This window comes from Parvibaculum sedimenti (genome assembly GCF_009184905.1).
Classification (GTDB): Bacteria; Pseudomonadota; Alphaproteobacteria; order Parvibaculales; family Parvibaculaceae; genus Parvibaculum; species Parvibaculum sedimenti.
Window position 1 is genome coordinate 306976 of sequence record NZ_WESC01000001.1, and the last position, 14989, is coordinate 321964.

15 protein-coding genes are annotated in these 14989 nt (G+C 60.7%); 12 read left to right on the forward strand and 3 right to left on the reverse strand.

Features of this window, described 5'->3' with window-relative positions:
* Positions 1–10: 10 nt before the first annotated feature.
* Positions 11–556, reverse strand: coding sequence for a TadE/TadG family type IV pilus assembly protein (locus F2P47_RS01505; RefSeq protein WP_185680885.1), 546 nt, complete (start codon positions 554–556; stop codon positions 11–13).
* Between the two features lie 337 nt (positions 557–893).
* On the opposite strand from F2P47_RS01505, the gene F2P47_RS01510 reads away from it, so the two are divergent.
* Positions 894–2183: a vWA domain-containing protein gene (locus F2P47_RS01510; RefSeq protein ID WP_185680886.1), complete on the forward strand. Its 1290-nt coding sequence runs from the start codon at positions 894–896 to the stop codon at positions 2181–2183.
* Between the two features lie 64 nt (positions 2184–2247).
* On the opposite strand, the gene F2P47_RS01515 is transcribed toward F2P47_RS01510, so the two are convergent.
* Positions 2248–2739 (reverse strand): pilus assembly protein N-terminal domain-containing protein, encoded by a 492-nt coding sequence (locus F2P47_RS01515; protein ID WP_152214384.1) that lies wholly within the window; start codon positions 2737–2739, stop codon positions 2248–2250.
* Between the two features lie 156 nt (positions 2740–2895).
* Between F2P47_RS01515 and F2P47_RS01520 the strand changes: the two genes are divergently transcribed.
* From F2P47_RS01520 to F2P47_RS01565, 10 genes are all read left to right on the forward strand, one after another.
* Entirely contained in the window at positions 2896–3636 is a 741-nt protein-coding gene (locus tag F2P47_RS01520) for a Crp/Fnr family transcriptional regulator (protein WP_185680887.1), read from the forward strand.
* A 398-nt stretch (positions 3637–4034) separates the two neighbouring features.
* Entirely contained in the window at positions 4035–4202 is a 168-nt protein-coding gene (locus tag F2P47_RS01525) for a Flp family type IVb pilin (protein ID WP_152214386.1), read from the forward strand.
* A gap of 230 nt (positions 4203–4432) precedes the next feature.
* Positions 4433–4942: an A24 family peptidase gene (locus tag F2P47_RS01530; protein WP_281349266.1), complete on the forward strand. Its 510-nt coding sequence runs from the start codon at positions 4433–4435 to the stop codon at positions 4940–4942.
* A gap of 71 nt (positions 4943–5013) precedes the next feature.
* A complete protein-coding gene (gene cpaB / locus F2P47_RS01535; protein WP_246176688.1) occupies positions 5014–5787 on the forward strand; it encodes a Flp pilus assembly protein CpaB in 774 nt (257 codons plus the stop codon).
* A 5-nt stretch (positions 5788–5792) separates the two neighbouring features.
* Positions 5793–7223 carry a type II and III secretion system protein family protein gene (locus F2P47_RS01540; RefSeq protein WP_152214388.1) on the forward strand — a complete coding sequence of 477 codons (1431 nt, stop codon included), beginning with the start codon at positions 5793–5795 and terminating at the stop codon, positions 7221–7223.
* Positions 7224–7240: 17 nt separating this feature from the next.
* On the forward strand, positions 7241–7945 hold the full coding sequence (locus F2P47_RS01545) for a CpaD family pilus assembly protein (protein WP_185680888.1): 705 nt from the start codon (positions 7241–7243) through the stop codon (positions 7943–7945).
* Complete coding sequence (locus F2P47_RS01550) at positions 7942–9219, forward strand: CpaE/TadZ family protein (protein WP_152214390.1); 1278 nt, start codon at positions 7942–7944, stop codon at positions 9217–9219. Before F2P47_RS01545 ends, F2P47_RS01550 begins: the two co-directional genes overlap by 4 nt.
* A 16-nt stretch (positions 9220–9235) precedes the next feature.
* Complete coding sequence (locus F2P47_RS01555; RefSeq protein ID WP_152214391.1) at positions 9236–10681, forward strand: TadA family conjugal transfer-associated ATPase; 1446 nt, start codon at positions 9236–9238, stop codon at positions 10679–10681.
* Positions 10682–10692: 11 nt separating this feature from the next.
* Positions 10693–11676 carry a type II secretion system F family protein gene (locus tag F2P47_RS01560; RefSeq protein ID WP_152214392.1) on the forward strand — a complete coding sequence of 328 codons (984 nt, stop codon included), beginning with the start codon at positions 10693–10695 and terminating at the stop codon, positions 11674–11676.
* Positions 11677–11686: 10 nt separating this feature from the next.
* On the forward strand, positions 11687–12655 hold the full coding sequence (locus tag F2P47_RS01565; RefSeq protein WP_152214393.1) for a type II secretion system F family protein: 969 nt from the start codon (positions 11687–11689) through the stop codon (positions 12653–12655).
* 73 nt (positions 12656–12728) lie between these two features.
* Here F2P47_RS01565 and F2P47_RS01570 read toward each other — a convergent pair whose 3' ends face one another.
* Positions 12729–13619, reverse strand: coding sequence for a tetratricopeptide repeat protein (locus F2P47_RS01570; RefSeq protein ID WP_185680889.1), 891 nt, complete (start codon positions 13617–13619; stop codon positions 12729–12731).
* A 233-nt stretch (positions 13620–13852) separates the two neighbouring features.
* On the opposite strand from F2P47_RS01570, the gene F2P47_RS01575 reads away from it, so the two are divergent.
* Positions 13853–14986, forward strand: coding sequence for a TAXI family TRAP transporter solute-binding subunit (locus F2P47_RS01575; protein ID WP_185680890.1), 1134 nt, complete (start codon positions 13853–13855; stop codon positions 14984–14986).
* The last annotated feature ends 3 nt before the right edge of the window (positions 14987–14989 follow it).

A 14989-nucleotide genomic window follows, 5' to 3' on the forward strand; every position in this document is an offset into this window, starting at 1 on the left:
TCTGCAACACTCAGGAGGACGTATAGGGTTCATTGCGGAATGCGACGCTCGACTGGATAAGGCGAGAACTGCCCGTATTGTTCGCAAGTCCCGTTGGTAGCGGGCTCATGACACTCCAGACATAGAAGGCGCGGATAAGGACGATGTCGCCCGCGCTGCCGGTATCGAATTGCAGCGTGTCGACGATCTTTCCGTTCGCGTCGACAGGCGAAGGAAAGGCCACGCTCGAGAAGCTCGAAAAGGTGCGCACGTCGAGCTTCAGGTTGGTGGTGCAGTTCGAGACAAAGACGACTTCATTGCAGATCTTCTGAACGAGCTGCGCCGAGGTCATGTTGCCTGTCTGGGCCTGGCCGGTGCGGATGAGGCGGCCCACATCGGTCACCGCGTTTTCGAGGGTTGCCGTGGCGAAGAAAACGAGGCCGCCCTCGATGATGGCAAAAAGAACCATGAAGAAGGGAAGCGCCGTCAGGGCGAATTCGACGGCCACGCTCGCACGATTGGCGCGCGCGAAGCGGCGCAGGAGGCCGTTCCTTTTGGTGCTTTCGTTTTGCGTCATCGCCAGATACTCGCCTCGGGTTCTCGGCACGTCGCTGCGATGCTTCAGGCATCGTCGGCCCGGCGTGGATTGACCGTCCACGTCCATGTTGGCGGTAGATTCTTGATGCCTCGTTAACTTTCCATGCGCAAATGGAAGTATCGCCGAACGGCAATGAGGCGGGCGGACTGCCGCGGGGAAGCTCGCGCATTTCGCGGAGATGCCTAGAGTTGCAACGTGAAAGTTGATGTTGCGTTAACTGCTGGCATCACATCATCGCCCTGCATTTCATATTGCCGGGGCCAAGGCCATGCGGAACCAGACTCCAACTTCAATGCGCCCAGCGCGGCGCCCATCCTTGCTGCGCCGCTTCATTTCGGACGCGCGCGGCAGCTATGCGATCCTCTTCGCTCTATCTGTCATCCCGATCCTCATTGCCGTCGGCGCGGCCATCGACATTTCGCGCGCTTATGTCGTCAAGCAGCGCATGACGAAGGCGCTCGATGCCGCGGGCCTCGCTGTCGCGGGCATGACGGGCCTTACGAACGCCCAGATACAGACGACCGCTCAGAACTTTTTCAATGCCAATTATCCGGCGACAAAAATCGGTGTTCCCGGCACTCTGACGGTGACGTCCACCACTGCGAAGGTCACGCTTGCCGCCTCCGCGTCGATGCCGACTGCGATCATGGGCATTGTCGGCATCAACAGCATGAGCATTGCCGCAACCTCAGAGATCACCAAGCTGGGCAAGAAGCTGGAGGTGGCGCTGGTCTTCGACAATACCGGCTCGATGTCACAAAGCAGCAAGCTCTCCTCGCTTCAGACGGCGGCAAAGAGCTTCCTGACGGTCCTGCAGAACTCGGCGCCGAACGCCGGCGACGTCAAGGTTGCGATCATTCCCTTTACGACAGACGTCAATGTCGGTTCGTCGAACAGTTCTGCGAGCTGGCTCAAATGGAGCTGGACCTACCCGTCGCAAACCTGCACCAGGACATGGGGCCGCACGACCTGTACCGACACCACGTCGACCAAAACCGTCAGCAAGACGGGCTGGAAGGGGTGTGTTACCGATCGCGACGAGGACAATGACGTGTCGGTGACGCCGCCTTCGACCAGCGATTCAACGACACTTTATCCGGCCGATACTGCGAACAGCTACAACAATAGTTGCAGCCTGCAGTCGCTGATGTCGCTCTCCTATGATTGGACGGCGCTGACGAGCAAGATCAATGCGATGACGGCCGGCGGCTCGACCAACACGACGATCGGACTCGTCTGGGGCTGGAACATGCTGACGCAGGGCATGCCCCTCTCGACGGCGGCAGCGGCGGACCCCAAGAAGATCAACAAGGTGCTGATCTTCCTGACTGACGGCGACAATACTTACTATCGTCAGGGAGCGGTGACTTGCGACGGCATGAACATATGTTCGGGCGCGGATGTGCGCACCGCCCTTGTCTGCAGTGCCATCAAGAACGCCGGCATCACGGTCTATACGATCCGCACGCTGGATGGAAACGCCACGCTTCTGTCCGCCTGCTCGTCGGGCACGGGTTATTACTACGACGTATCGAGCGCAAGTCAGCTCGATTCGATCTTTACGGCGATCGCGACGTCGATTTCCAATCTCCGCATCAGCCAATAATAGTCAGCCAACAAAAGCGGCCCGCCTTTTCAAGGCGGGCCGTTTGGTTTGTTTGGCAGGCGTATTACTGGGGGGTCTGGGCAGCGCTGGCGCTTGTCGCGGCGCCGCTCGCGGCACCTGCCAGCGCGCTCGACTGATTGAGGGTCTTGGAGAAACTTTCGCCTGAGTCGCTTGGATTCAGAACCGGCTCGCAGCGCGGCGAGCAGCTGTAGGTTGCCTGGCCCGTACCGCGAACGAGGGTAACGACACCGCCCGACTGAGCGACGACATCGAGATCATATTGCACGATCTGTTTGCCCGCTGCGTCCAGGGCAATGAAATTGGTCTTGCCGTAGCTGCGGCCCAGGACATAGACGGTCTGGGAGTTCTCGACCAGAACATCGGCGATGGCCGGGTTGCCAACCATGACGGTTGCGATCGGAGCGGCAAGGTGAAGCACCTTCTGCTCGTTGAGTTCAACCTTGAAATTGCCAGCCTCAGCGCCGCTCGAAAGGAAGCCGAGGGCAAGGGCGGCACAACCGGCGAGCCGGAGAGTTTTGCGGGAAGTTGAAAGCATGGGATGGCCATCTCTTTCGGGCGGCGACCAGTTCGCCGTTATGTGTATGGAGCCTAAGGCCAAGGGGTGAATGATTTGTTGACCCTTTCACCGAGCGGCGTCTTTACCGCAGATTAAGGCGGCCGCCTTAATTTCATGTTGCAATTGGAGGCGCAAATGTTCGGAACGGACCGCACGACCCAATCTTCCCCCGAGAAGTCGAAAAGCCTGCGCGGTATCCGCATTCTGGCCGATCTGGAGCCACGGGAGCTGGCGTTGCTTTCCGCCGAATGTGACTGGCGGTCCTATGCGCGCAACGACATTATTTTTTCGGCGGGGCAGGGCGGCACGCGCGGCGATGTGGTTTTCATCGTCTCGGGCTCGGTGCGTCTTGCGCGGCCCACGGGCGCGGCCGGCCGCATTTCCTATGTCGATGTCTTTGCCGGCGGCCAGTTCGGCGAAACCGGAATACTCGGCCTGGACGATGGCGACCTCACCGCGATTGCCCGCGACGACACGCTGATCGCGCTGCTGCCAGAGGCGCGCTTCTCCGAATTGCTCACGCGCCAGGAATCCGTCTCGCGTGCTCTTCTGTTTCAATATGCAAAGATGCTGCGCGCTCGCGAGGCTGCCACCAGCGCCGCCTCGGAAAGTCAGCCCGGCGCAACCGGAGCTCAGCGCGTCTATGCCGAACTTCTCGCGCTGGCGGAGCCGCGCGCGCAGGGTGATGCTCGGGGCGGCCTCATCGTGCCGCGTCTGCCGCGCCACCGCGAACTTGCGGATCGTCTGTCGACCACCGAAGAAGTCGTCGCAGGCGCAATTGCCGAGCTCGTGCGGCTCGAAATCGCCGAGCGCGATTATCCGGGACTCTGGATCAGGAACGAAGCGGCGCTGCGCCGTATCTGTGACGCTCGCTGACGCGGGCTCCCCTTACATATTTCGTAATAATCGGCTGCGGCGCGTCTGTGTCGCTGCTGACCTGTATCTGCGCATTGCGCTGAATGGGGATGCGCACGCCGCAGGGTAATCGCGCGGCGTTTAACCCCTAAGTAACCTTGTTTCGAATGCCACTTCTGTTTTATTTGAAAAGTTGAGGCAAGATATTCTTTGTCATGCGTATGAATACATAAATAGTTCTGTTGAATACAGAAAACAACCAAAAAAATGGCCGTATTTTAGGCAACTCGAACGTGATTGTTAGTATTCAAGTAATGAAGGATCGCTAGGCTCCTTGTCGGCCCCAGAGCGGGCTATCTCCCGGCGGGGCTGAGGAGATTGATGCTGTCGAGAAGCCACATATGTGAAGGAGACTTGTAATGGGTCAGTTTCTGAAAGCTTTTGCGAAGAATGAATCCGGTGCGACCGCGATCGAATACGGCCTGATTGCCGCCGGTATCGCCGTTGCCATCGCCATGATCGTTACGTCGCTGGGTACCGATATCAGCGCGACGTTCACCAAGGTCGATACGGCGATCAAGGGCTAACTCGGAGTAACGGCGGCTAGCAGCCCTCTGCCACGTCCGCCGGTACCGAGCGTTTCTGAAAACCGCCAGATCCTGGCAACGGGATCTGGCGGTTTTATTTTTAACGCTTCGTTCACCAATGAAAGCCGCTGTTTACGCCAAATTTACGGCTCAGGTTCAAAATTCAAAACGAACAGAAAAGTTGATCGGTAGAGGTCTGCCGATCCGCCAACAGAAATCGGGGCGTTGCTGTGCTGAGCATATTGCCGATTGTCGTTTTCGCAGCCGCGATGATCTTCGCCGGAATTCGAGATCTCACGACCATGACGATCCCGAACTGGCTGACGCTGGGTCTTGCGCTCGCTTTCTTCATTACGGCGCCGCTTGTCGGTGTGCCGCTTTCGGAAATAGCGCTGCATGCTTCCGCGGGTCTTGCGCTTCTGCTTGTCGGCATGGCGGCGTTCGCCATGGGCTGGATCGGCGGCGGCGACGCGAAGTTTGTGGCGGCGGCCTCTCTCTGGGTGGGTTGGGGACAGGCGCTGCCCTATCTCCTCGTCGCGAGCATTTTCGGCGGTGTCCTGACATTGCTGATCCTTTTTTACAGAAACATGCCGCTGCCGGGCTTTCTCTTCCGCGTGAACTGGATCGCGCGGCTGCACGATCGCAAGGAGGGCGTGCCTTATGGGCTCGCATTGGCGGCGGCGGGACTGATTATATTTCCGGATACGGATGTTTTCCGGATGGTGATCTCTCTGGGATAAGAGCCTGAGGGGCTTTGGTGGACAAGTTTGTCGCACCGGACGAAAGGAACTGAGACGTGAACGCGGCGCGCATGGGTGTGTTGATTCTGGCGGTGGTAGCGGCGGGGCTTGCAGCACTGTTGGCCCGTGGTCTTGTCTCGCACAAGTCCGACAAGGCCGAACCCGTCGCGGCGGCTCCGGCTGTTGAAGTCCTGGTGGCTGCCTCGAATATTGAGCGTGGCGAGCGCGTAACCGGCGGCAGCCTGCGCTGGCAGGCATGGCCCGAAGGTCAGCTCGCGCCGGAGCTCATTACGAAGGCCGTAAAACCCAACGCCATCGACCAGTTCGCGGGTAGTGTCGCGCGCATGCAGATCTCGAACGGCGAGCCGATCATCGAAACAAAGCTCGTCAGCCTGGACAAGGGCGGCTTCATGTCGGCGCTGATCGCGCCTGGCATGCGGGCTGTCGCGGTTCCGGTTGCCGCGGAAACGAGTGCCGGCGGCTTCATCCTGCCTAACGATCACGTCGATGTGGTGTTGACGCACAAGGTCCGCGAGAGCGGCGTCGAAGGCAAGGACGTCGCGCGCGCGGAAACCATTCTGCGCAATGTTCGGGTTCTCGCCATCGATCAGCGTTTCAAGGAAGACGGCGATCAGGCCACCGTGGGTCGGACGGCGACGCTTGAGCTGAGCGGCCAGCAGGTCGAGGTGCTCGCGGCTGCTCAAATTGACGGAACCATTTCGCTCTCTCTGCGCAGCATTGCCGAAGCGGACAAAGTGGTTGCCGACGATCAGGCGGCCAAGACCGAAAGCACGATGATCCGGGTTGTGCGGTATGGCACGGAAAAAACGGTACGGGTGAGGTAAGCGTCATGAGTTTGGTCACAGGCAAGATCATGAGCATTCTTCGCGCAAGCCGACTGTTGGTAACGATGCTTGCTGCTTGCGCCATCGCCGTTCCGGCCAACGCCGCGGTGAGCAACGCCGACTATGTGAAGATTGAAACCGGCGGGTCCGGCAAGACGTCGCGCTCGGTTGTGCTCGGTCTCAACAAGGCTGCCATCGTCGAGTTGCCCGTTGCGGCACGCGACGTTCTGGTTTCCGATCCGAAAGTCGTCGATGCCGTCGTACGTTCCGCCACGCGTACCTATCTGATCGGCCTGACGGTCGGGCAGACCAACGCATTCTTCTTCAATGACAAGGGTCAGCAGATCCTCGATCTCGAAATTCGCGTCGAACGCGATCTGACCGGACTCCGGGATGCGCTTCGCCACTATCTGCCCGATGCGAAGATCGATGTTCAGGCGATGAACGATCACATCGTTCTGTCGGGTACCGTCGCCAATTCGAGCGACGCCGACAAGGCGCGCGATCTCGCCGAGCGCTATGTCGGCAAGACTGAGCAGGTGCTGAACATGCTTGCGGTCGACAGCAAGGAACAGGTCATGCTGAAGGTGACCGTTGCGGAAATGCAGCGCAACGTCATCAAGCAGCTCGGCATCGATCTGTCGAGTGCGCTGACCTTGGGGAAGTTTGCCGCAAGTCTCGTAACCACAAATGGCTTCTCCCTTCAGGGAGAGCTTGGTGGGGCTACGCTGAAAAGTCCTCTTTCATGGAGGAGCAGAAGACTATCCATTGATCAGACGTTAAAGGCATTTGAGGAGGACGGAATTGTCCGGACGCTCGCCGAGCCGACGCTAACGGCGATTTCTGGGGAAAGCGCAAAATTCCTCGCGGGCGGTGAATTCCCGATCCCTGTCTCCAAGGACAACCAGGGCAACATCACAGTTTCCTACAAGCCTTTCGGTGTCGGTCTTGCGTTTACGCCGGTGGTGTTGAGCGAAGGCCGGATCAGCCTGAAGATTTCGACCGAAGTCAGCGAGTTGACGACGTCGGGCGCGATCGTTTCTCAGGGCATGAGCATTCCCGGCCTCAATGTCCGGCGCGCCGAAACGACGCTTGAGCTTCCCTCCGGTGGATCTCTCGTTATGGCCGGTCTTCTCTCCGACAAGACGAAGCAGAACATCGACGGCGTTCCGGGTGCGAAGGACGTGCCGGTTCTCGGCGCGCTCTTCCGGAGCCGCGACTATCAGAAGAACGAAACGGAACTCGTTGTCGTCGTGACGCCGTACATCGTCGACCCGACGAACCGCAAGAAGATTGCGCTGCCGACGGATGGCTATGCACCAGCAAGCGACATGGACACGATTCTCATGGGCCGTCTCAACGCAACTTACGGCACGAACGGCAGCGCGCCGACGGACAAGAAGTTGAAGGGCCCGGTTGGGTTCGTGGTGGATTGATGGGAGCCGTGGACCAAATGAGTCATGTGTTGTCCTTCCGTATCGCGCGGCATCTTCTGCCCGTTGCTATCGCCCTCTCGGTCACGGGTTGCGGCGGTGGCTTCAACGGAGCCGAAATGGCCTATCAGGAGCCTGAATATCGTCACCCAATTTCGGTGGATCGCGATGTCCCGACGCTCAGCGTTCCCGCGCCGCGTTCGAAGTCGGCCCTGACCGATCAGGAGCGCCGCGACGTTGCGAGCTTTGCCGTCGCCTACAAGGAGCGCGGACATGGCGCGCTCACCGTATCGACGCCGTCGGGCTCCGCCAACACGACGACGGCAATGAACGTACTCGTCGATATTCGCGATACGCTGTCGGACAAGGGTGTCTCGACGGACGCCGTAAACTACACCTCTTATGCAGCTTCGGCTTCCAGCGCCGATGCGCCGATTATTCTTTCCTACAATCGCTATGTCGCCAAACCGAGCGCCTGCGGAGACTGGTCGAGCGACTATGCGGACGATCCGACGAACGGGTCTCCGCCCAATTTCGGTTGCGCCAGTCAGAACAATCTTGCGGTGCTTGTTGCCGATCCAGGCGATCTGGTGACGCCGCGCGACAGCACGCCGAGGGACGCGCAGCGTTCGACCGAAGTTCTCGGCAAGTATCGCCAGGGTGAAATTACAGCGACGAAGCGTGACGGGCAGGATTCCGCAGCGGTGAGTGAGGTCAGCAAATGAGCATAGCGCGTAAGCAAGCGATGGAAGCACCGCCGATGCCGGAAGAGGAAGCTCCCTCTCCGGTCATGAAGCCCGTGCCGCGGATCACGATCCATGCTTTTTGCGAGCTGCCCGAGACCGGCAGCGCCATCCAGCGCGCGGGCGAAGACCGGCGTCTTGCGAAGGCTCATTTGACCGTTCACATGGGCGGCATCAAGGCGGCCGTGGAACAGTATCAGCAGAACGGCACGCCGAATCTCATTCTCGTCGAGACGAAGCGCGGCGAAGCTGACCTTTTCAGCGATCTGGCGGCCCTTGCCGAGGTTTGCGATGCCGGCACGAAGGTCGTCGTCGTTGGTCATCTGAATGACGTTTCCGTCTATCGCGAGATGATCCGCCAGGGCGTGAACGAGTATCTCGTGAGCCCGCTGCAGCCGATGCAGATCATCGAGGCGGTCTCTCGCCTTTATGCAGACCCGGATGCCCCGCCGATCGGACGGTCCATCGCCTTCATGGGCGCGAAGGGCGGTACGGGCTCCAGCACCATCGCGCATAATGTCGGCTGGTGCATCTCGACGCGCATGCAGGAAGACGTGATCATCACCGATCTCGATCTTCCCTTCGGCACCGCGGGTCTCGATTTCAATCAGGATCCCGCGCAAGGCATCGCCGATGCGCTGACGACGCCGGAGCGCCTTGACGACGTGCTGCTCGACCGGCTGCTGGTAAAGTGCTCGGACCACCTGAGCCTCTTCGCCGCGCCCGCCGTTCTCGACCGCGATTTCGACATGGATAGCGAGGCTTATGAGTCCGTCCTCGAGATCGTGCGCGAGACCGTGCCTTGCGTCATCGTTGACCTGCCGCATGTCTGGTCGTCCTGGACGAAGAAGCTGCTTCTTGCCGCCGACGACATCGTCATCACGGCGACGCCGGACCTCGCGAGTCTGCGCAATACGAAGAACATCATCGACCTTGCCAGACAGATGCGCGCCAATGATTTCACGCCCCATGTGGTCATCAATCAGGTCGGCGTTCCGAAGCGGCCCGAAATTCCGGTGAAGGACTTCGCGCAGGCGATCGGTGTCGAGCCGACGCTGGTGCTGCCGTTCAACCCTGCGTTGTTCGGCACGGCGGCGAATAACGGGCAGATGGTCGAAGAGCTCGATCCGAAGGGCAAGGCGACGGAAGGCTTCCGCTTTCTCGCCAAGCAGCTGTGCGGTCGTCAGGCCCAGCCCGTCAAGCCAGCCGGGTCATCAATCTTCCCATTCCTGAAGCGGCTGACCCGCAAGGGCTGATCCGGAGGAGTAACGCGTGTTTGGACGGCGCAATGATACCCAGTCGGCTCCCCGGAAGCCTGTCGCTCCCGCGCCGACAAGCGCGGCTTCAGCAGCCGAGGCACCTTCCGCCGCAGCTGCGAAGCCTGTCGCCGCGCGCAATGCGCCGCCGCCTGCGCCGCCCCGCGCAAAGCCTGCGGATACGCGGTCCGAGAACTACTATCAGATCAAGACGACAATCTTTAATGCGCTGATCGATACGATCGATCTCACCCAGCTCGCGCAGCTCGACTCGGAGAGCGCACGCGAGGAAATCCGTGACATCGTCAACGAGATCCTATCGATCAAGAATGTCGTCATGTCGATTTCCGAGCAGGAAGCCCTGCTTCAGGATATCTGCAACGACGTTCTTGGTTATGGTCCGCTGGAGCCGCTGCTTGCGCGTGACGACATTGCCGACATCATGGTCAATGGTGCCGACCGGACCTTCATCGAAGTCGGCGGCAAGGTCGAGCTGACCAGCGTCCGCTTCCGCGACAACAGTCAGCTGATGAACATCTGTCAGCGCATTGTGAGCCAGGTCGGCCGTCGCGTTGACGAAGCAAGCCCCATCTGCGACGCGCGCTTGCCCGACGGCAGCCGCGTCAACGTCATCGTGCCGCCCCTGTCGATCGATGGCCCGGCGCTCACCATTCGTAAGTTCCGCCGCGACAAGCTCACGCTGCAGAATCTTGTCGAATACAAGTCGATTTCGCCCGAAGGCGCGGAAGTGCTCGGCATTATCGGCAAGGTTCGCTGCAACGTTCTGATCTCCGGCGGTACGGGCTCTGGCAAGACGACGCTTCTCAACTGCCTCACCGCCTATATCGATACCGACGAGCGTGTGATCACCTGTGAGGACGCTGCCGAACTGCAGCTTCAGCAGCCTCACGTGGTGCGTCTGGAAACAAGGCCGCCGAACCTCGAAGGTCAGGGCCAGATCACCATGACGGAACTCGTGCGCAACTGCCTGCGTATGCGTCCCGAACGCATCATCGTGGGCGAGGTCCGCGGACCCGAAGCATTCGACCTTCTTCAGGCCATGAATACCGGTCACGACGGTTCGATGGGAACGTTGCACGCCAACAGCCCGCGTGAAGCTCTGTCGCGTCTCGAAAGCATGATCACGATGGGCGGTTATAACCTGCCCTCGAAGACCATCCGTGAGATGATCACAGGGTCGATCGACGTGATCATTCAGGCCGCGCGTCTGCGCGACGGTTCACGCCGCATCACCCATATCACTGAGGTGTTGGGCACCGAAGGCGACGTCATCATCACGCAGGACCTCTTCATCTACGACATCGAAGGCGAAGATGAGACGGGCAAGCTCAAGGGCAGGCACAAGTCGACGGGTATCGCCCGGCCAGCCTTCTGGGATCGCGCGCGCTACTACAATCAGCATCATGCGCTGGCCGCCGCGCTCGACCGCGCGCAAGCCTGAGGAGGGGGACCATGGACCAGACAACGCTCCTCGTCACAGGCATCGCAATGCTCGCCGCGCTCTGCATCGGCGGCGTCGGATTCGCGTTTGTGGGCGGTAGCAACAATACCTCGAAGCGCGTGGCGCGCGTGGCCGGCGGCGAACGCAGTCGCGGCAAATCCGCGGAGGCAGATGCCGACGGCAACGACAAGCGTCGCAAGCAGGTTCAGGAAACGCTCAAGAGCATCGAGCAGAAGCAGAAGGCGCAGCAGAAGGTTACGCTGCGGCTGAAGCTCGAACGCGCCGGCCTTGAGATGACGCCGCGGAACTTTTACATGCTGAGCGCGACCTCCGGCCTCATCTGCGCGGCGCTGGTCATGTTCATGGGTTATTCGCCTCTGGTCGGCCTCGGGGCCGCCTTCGCGGGGGCGCTCGGCCTGCCGCGCTGGATTCTGGGATTTATCATCTCGCGCCGGCAGAAGGCGTTTCTCGCCGAATTCGCGAATGCGATCGACGTCATCGTGCGCGGCGTCAAGGCGGGCCTTCCGATCAACGACTGTCTGAAGATCATCGCGACGGAAGCCGCCGAGCCCGTGCGCACCGAGTTCCAGGGCCTTGTCGAAGGGCAGCGCGTCGGTGTCTCCCTCGATCAGGGGCTCGCCAAGGTCTTTGAACGCATGCCGCTCGCCGAGGTGAACTTCTTTCAGATCGTTCTCGCCATCCAGCAGAAGACGGGCGGCAACCTCGCTGAAGCACTGAACAATCTCTCAAAGGTGTTGCGCGACCGCAAGCGCATGCGCGCCAAGATTATTGCGATCTCGCAGGAAGCCAAATCCTCGGCCGCAATCATCGGCGTGCTTCCCCCGGGCGTCATGGCCATTCTCTATTTTTCCGCGCCGACCTATCTCGAGCCGCTCATCACCACGCGTCCCGGCCATATGATCATCGTCGGCGGACTGTGCTGGATGGGCATGGGCATTCTTGTGATGCGCAAGATGATCAACTTCAACTTCTGAGGGCGCGGCCATGTATTCCCTGATTGCAGATGCGTTCAATCTCGAAACGGGTGTGATGCTGCTCGTCGGCGTCGCCGCTTTCGCGACCATCCTGACGCTCGCCATGCCGCTGCTCGAAACCGATAAGCTCGGTGCCCGCATGAAGGCGGCGGCCACGGAGCGCGAGGCGCTGCGACAGCGTCATCGCGAGCAGATGCAGATGGAGAAGAACCGTCTGCGCCAGACGCCCAAGGGTTTTACCAAGCAGATCGTCGAGAAGTTCGGGCATGCGCGCATGCTCGAAAACGAGGAAGTGAAGGAAAAGCTCCGTCAGGCCGGGTTCCGTGGACAGGGGCCGATCTACACCTTCATTTTCTTCCGCTTCGTGATGCCGCCGGCGCTGTTCCTGGTCGTGCTTGGCTATCTCCATTTCGTCAACAGCTTTGGCCAGGGGACGATGGGGCGCTTCTTCATCGCGGCTGCGGGCGCTTTCTTCGGCTTCTACCTGCCAAACGTCTTTGTGCAGAACGTCATCGCGCGGCGTCAGGAATCGATCAAGAAGGCGTTCCCAGACGCGCTCGACCTTCTGCTGATCTGCGTCGAATCCGGCATGTCCGTCGAAGCGGCGTTCCAGAAGGTCGCTGGCGAGATCGGCAGCCAGTCGGTGGAGCTTGCGGAAGAACTCACCGTGACGACTGCCGAACTGTCCTATCTGCCGGAGCGTCGCAAGGCATATGAGAATCTTGCCCGGCGCACCGGGCTTGACGGCGTGAAGGCAGTGGTGACGAGCCTTATTCAGGCCGAGCGTTACGGCACACCGCTTGGAACGGCGCTCCGCGTCATGGCGCAGGAAAATCGCGACATGCGCATGATGGAAGCCGAGAAAAAGGCGGCGGCTCTTCCACCGAAGCTGACCGTGCCGATGATTGCCTTCTTTCTGCCCGTGCTCTTCTGCGTCATCCTCGGCCCGGCGGTCATCAATGTGTTGCATCTGGCCTGATCGGCAAAGGTGGTAGCGATAAATAAAAAGGCGCCCGGTGAGGCGCCTTTTTTCGTGAGTGGATTCCACTTCGTCAGTGGAGAGATGTGGTGGTCGCCGGCGGCATTTCGGACACCTGATCCGCTGTCGCCGTCGCTGCCGTGGCTGGCTTGTCGAGTTTTTCCATCTGCTTCCAGAGCGCGGGCTGCGTCAGCATTTCACGCAAATAGGCGATGTTGTTCTCGGCGACTTCGGCGGGCAGGTCGGCCCGTGCGATGCGCGACGCCTCCTCGAAATTACCCTTGAGGCCGAGCACGACGGCGAGGTTCTGCCGCGCGCTGGCGGTTGCCCGGGGATCGGCCACCGCCTGCCTCAGGGTCTGTTCGGCATGGTCGAGATCGCCCTGCAGCGCATAGGAGAGGCCGAGATTGGTGAGGACAGAGGGGTTGCCGGGATCGAGCGTCAACGCCGCCTTGTATTTTTCCTGTGCTTCCGCATAGCGGCCCGTCTGATCGAGCGCGACGCCGGCGGCGGAGAGAATGGTCCAGTCCTTCGGGGCGAGCGCGGCGGCGCGGTTGAGAACCGGCACCGCCTGATCGGCGCGACCGCTCGCGGCCAGCACCTTTCCATATTCGGCCTGCACTTCGGCGCTGTCGCCATGAAGATCCTTGGCGCGCTGCATCACGGTGCCTGCCTGATCGATGGAGCCTATCTGGCGCAGCGCCTTGGAATAATTGACGGCCGTATCGGGGTCGTCCTGCTGGCGCTCATAGAGATTGCCCCAGTACGCGGCGGCCGAGATGTAATCCTCCGTCTTGGTGGAGGTGATCGCGGCCTCGCGAATCTTTTCGACGTCCTGCGTGGAGGGTTTGCTTGCCGGCTGGGCGGCGGCGGCCGGTCCGTTCTGACCCGCATCGGCGCCGGGGCCTTGCGTGGTGGCGCAGGCTGAAAGCGCGAGCGCTGTGGCAAGCGCCGTCGAAGCCATGAGAAGGCGTGTCGCCCCTGAGCGGGCTCTGAATTTCTTGATGCTGTCCATAGGTCTATGTGTCCTGACTTGGACCTCTACCGATCGATAGCGATTTTGGCTGAGTACCCGTCAAGAAAGCCTTAATTATAAGTTCCGGCGGATTGCCTCGCTTTTCGGCGCTACTCTGGCAAGCTGCGGGTTGCATGAGGTATGCGGCGCCGCTCGCCGGGCGGAGGGAGGAAGCTAGCCGAATGGCGTTCTGGTCGAGCATCAAGGCCCGGGTAGGCGAGACCGCGAAGCGCCCGCTGGCGCGCTGGTTTATCGGCGGGGCGGCTGTGGCCCTGATCGCCGGCTTTCTGGCGCTTCTTTATGAGCGCGGGCCCGTGACCCTCGACGAGGGCACGGAAAAGATCACCTTCTTTCGTATCGGCGCCGGAGCTTCCGACAGTCCTTATTTCGGCCTTGGGCGCAGGCTCGCCGCGATCATCAGCCGCCCGCCGGATGCAGGCCCCTGCGAGCCTGGGAGTCCCTGCGGCGTTGAAGGGCTGGTCGCGGTGGTCAAATCCTCGTCAGGCTCGGTTGCCAATGTGAGGGCGGTGAGTGCCGGACATTTCGAATCCGCTCTCGTTCGATCGACCACGCTTGCCGAGGCGTCGCGGGCCGCGGGGCCATTCAGCGGCGAGAAGCGTTTCGCCAATCTGCGGGCGATTGCGAGCATTCGCCGCGAGGCGGTTCATCTGGTCGCGAGCCGGGGTGCAAATATCCATACGCTTGCCGATCTGGCAGGCAAGCGCGTTTCGGTGGGCGACAAGGCGTCGGGGACCACCGATGTCGTGCTCTTGATTTTGCGTGGCTATGACCTGACGGCAAGGAATGTCGAGATCGTGCGTGAGGGGCCGGCACGCGCGTCCGATATGATGCTGCATGGCCAGCTTGATGCGTTCTTTCTGATCGCTGCTGTGCCGGACCCGCTTGTCGCCGACCTTGCAGCTCGCGGCGCCATCGACCTTGTCCCCATAGATGGCGAAGCGACGGCAAAACTTGTGGACTCGCATCGCGAGTTGAGCCCGCTGCATATCGATGCGGAAGCCTATCGCTTTGCGCCTGCGCTCGACACGCTGGCGCTCAGCGCCGTCTGGGTATGCAACGCCAATGCTGATCCGGCGCTGGTCCATGACATGACGAAGGCGCTTTTCGAGCCGGGTAATCGCGAGTTTCTGCCAGCCGCCGACGAGGCATCGCCCTTGCCGAAAAAGCACGACAAGGCAGCGGAAGAGGCGGCGCGGCAAGAGCTGATGGCGGATGCCGTTGCCAATCTGCCGATTCCGCTCCATCCAGGCGCCGCGCGCTTTTATCGCGAGGAAGGTGTGCTGCCCGAAAAGTGAAGT

What these genes read in the sequence shown, in the direction of transcription:
- F2P47_RS01505 (WP_185680885.1), bottom strand. Translation starts at nt 556, where the DNA reads ATGACGCAAAACGAAAGCACCAAAAGGAACGGCCTCCTGCGCCGCTTC.
- F2P47_RS01515 (WP_152214384.1), bottom strand. Translation starts at nt 2,739, where the DNA reads ATGCTTTCAACTTCCCGCAAAACTCTCCGGCTCGCCGGTTGTGCCGCC.
- F2P47_RS01520 (WP_185680887.1), top strand. Translation starts at nt 2,896, where the DNA reads ATGTTCGGAACGGACCGCACGACCCAATCTTCCCCCGAGAAGTCGAAA.
- F2P47_RS01525 (WP_152214386.1), top strand. Translation starts at nt 4,035, where the DNA reads ATGGGTCAGTTTCTGAAAGCTTTTGCGAAGAATGAATCCGGTGCGACC.
- cpaB (WP_246176688.1), top strand. Translation starts at nt 5,014, where the DNA reads ATGGGTGTGTTGATTCTGGCGGTGGTAGCGGCGGGGCTTGCAGCACTG.
- F2P47_RS01540 (WP_152214388.1), top strand. Translation starts at nt 5,793, where the DNA reads ATGAGTTTGGTCACAGGCAAGATCATGAGCATTCTTCGCGCAAGCCGA.
- F2P47_RS01545 (WP_185680888.1), top strand. Translation starts at nt 7,241, where the DNA reads ATGAGTCATGTGTTGTCCTTCCGTATCGCGCGGCATCTTCTGCCCGTT.
- F2P47_RS01550 (WP_152214390.1), top strand. Translation starts at nt 7,942, where the DNA reads ATGAGCATAGCGCGTAAGCAAGCGATGGAAGCACCGCCGATGCCGGAA.
- F2P47_RS01560 (WP_152214392.1), top strand. Translation starts at nt 10,693, where the DNA reads ATGGACCAGACAACGCTCCTCGTCACAGGCATCGCAATGCTCGCCGCG.
- F2P47_RS01565 (WP_152214393.1), top strand. Translation starts at nt 11,687, where the DNA reads ATGTATTCCCTGATTGCAGATGCGTTCAATCTCGAAACGGGTGTGATG.
- F2P47_RS01570 (WP_185680889.1), bottom strand. Translation starts at nt 13,619, where the DNA reads ATGGCTTCGACGGCGCTTGCCACAGCGCTCGCGCTTTCAGCCTGCGCC.
- F2P47_RS01575 (WP_185680890.1), top strand. Translation starts at nt 13,853, where the DNA reads ATGGCGTTCTGGTCGAGCATCAAGGCCCGGGTAGGCGAGACCGCGAAG.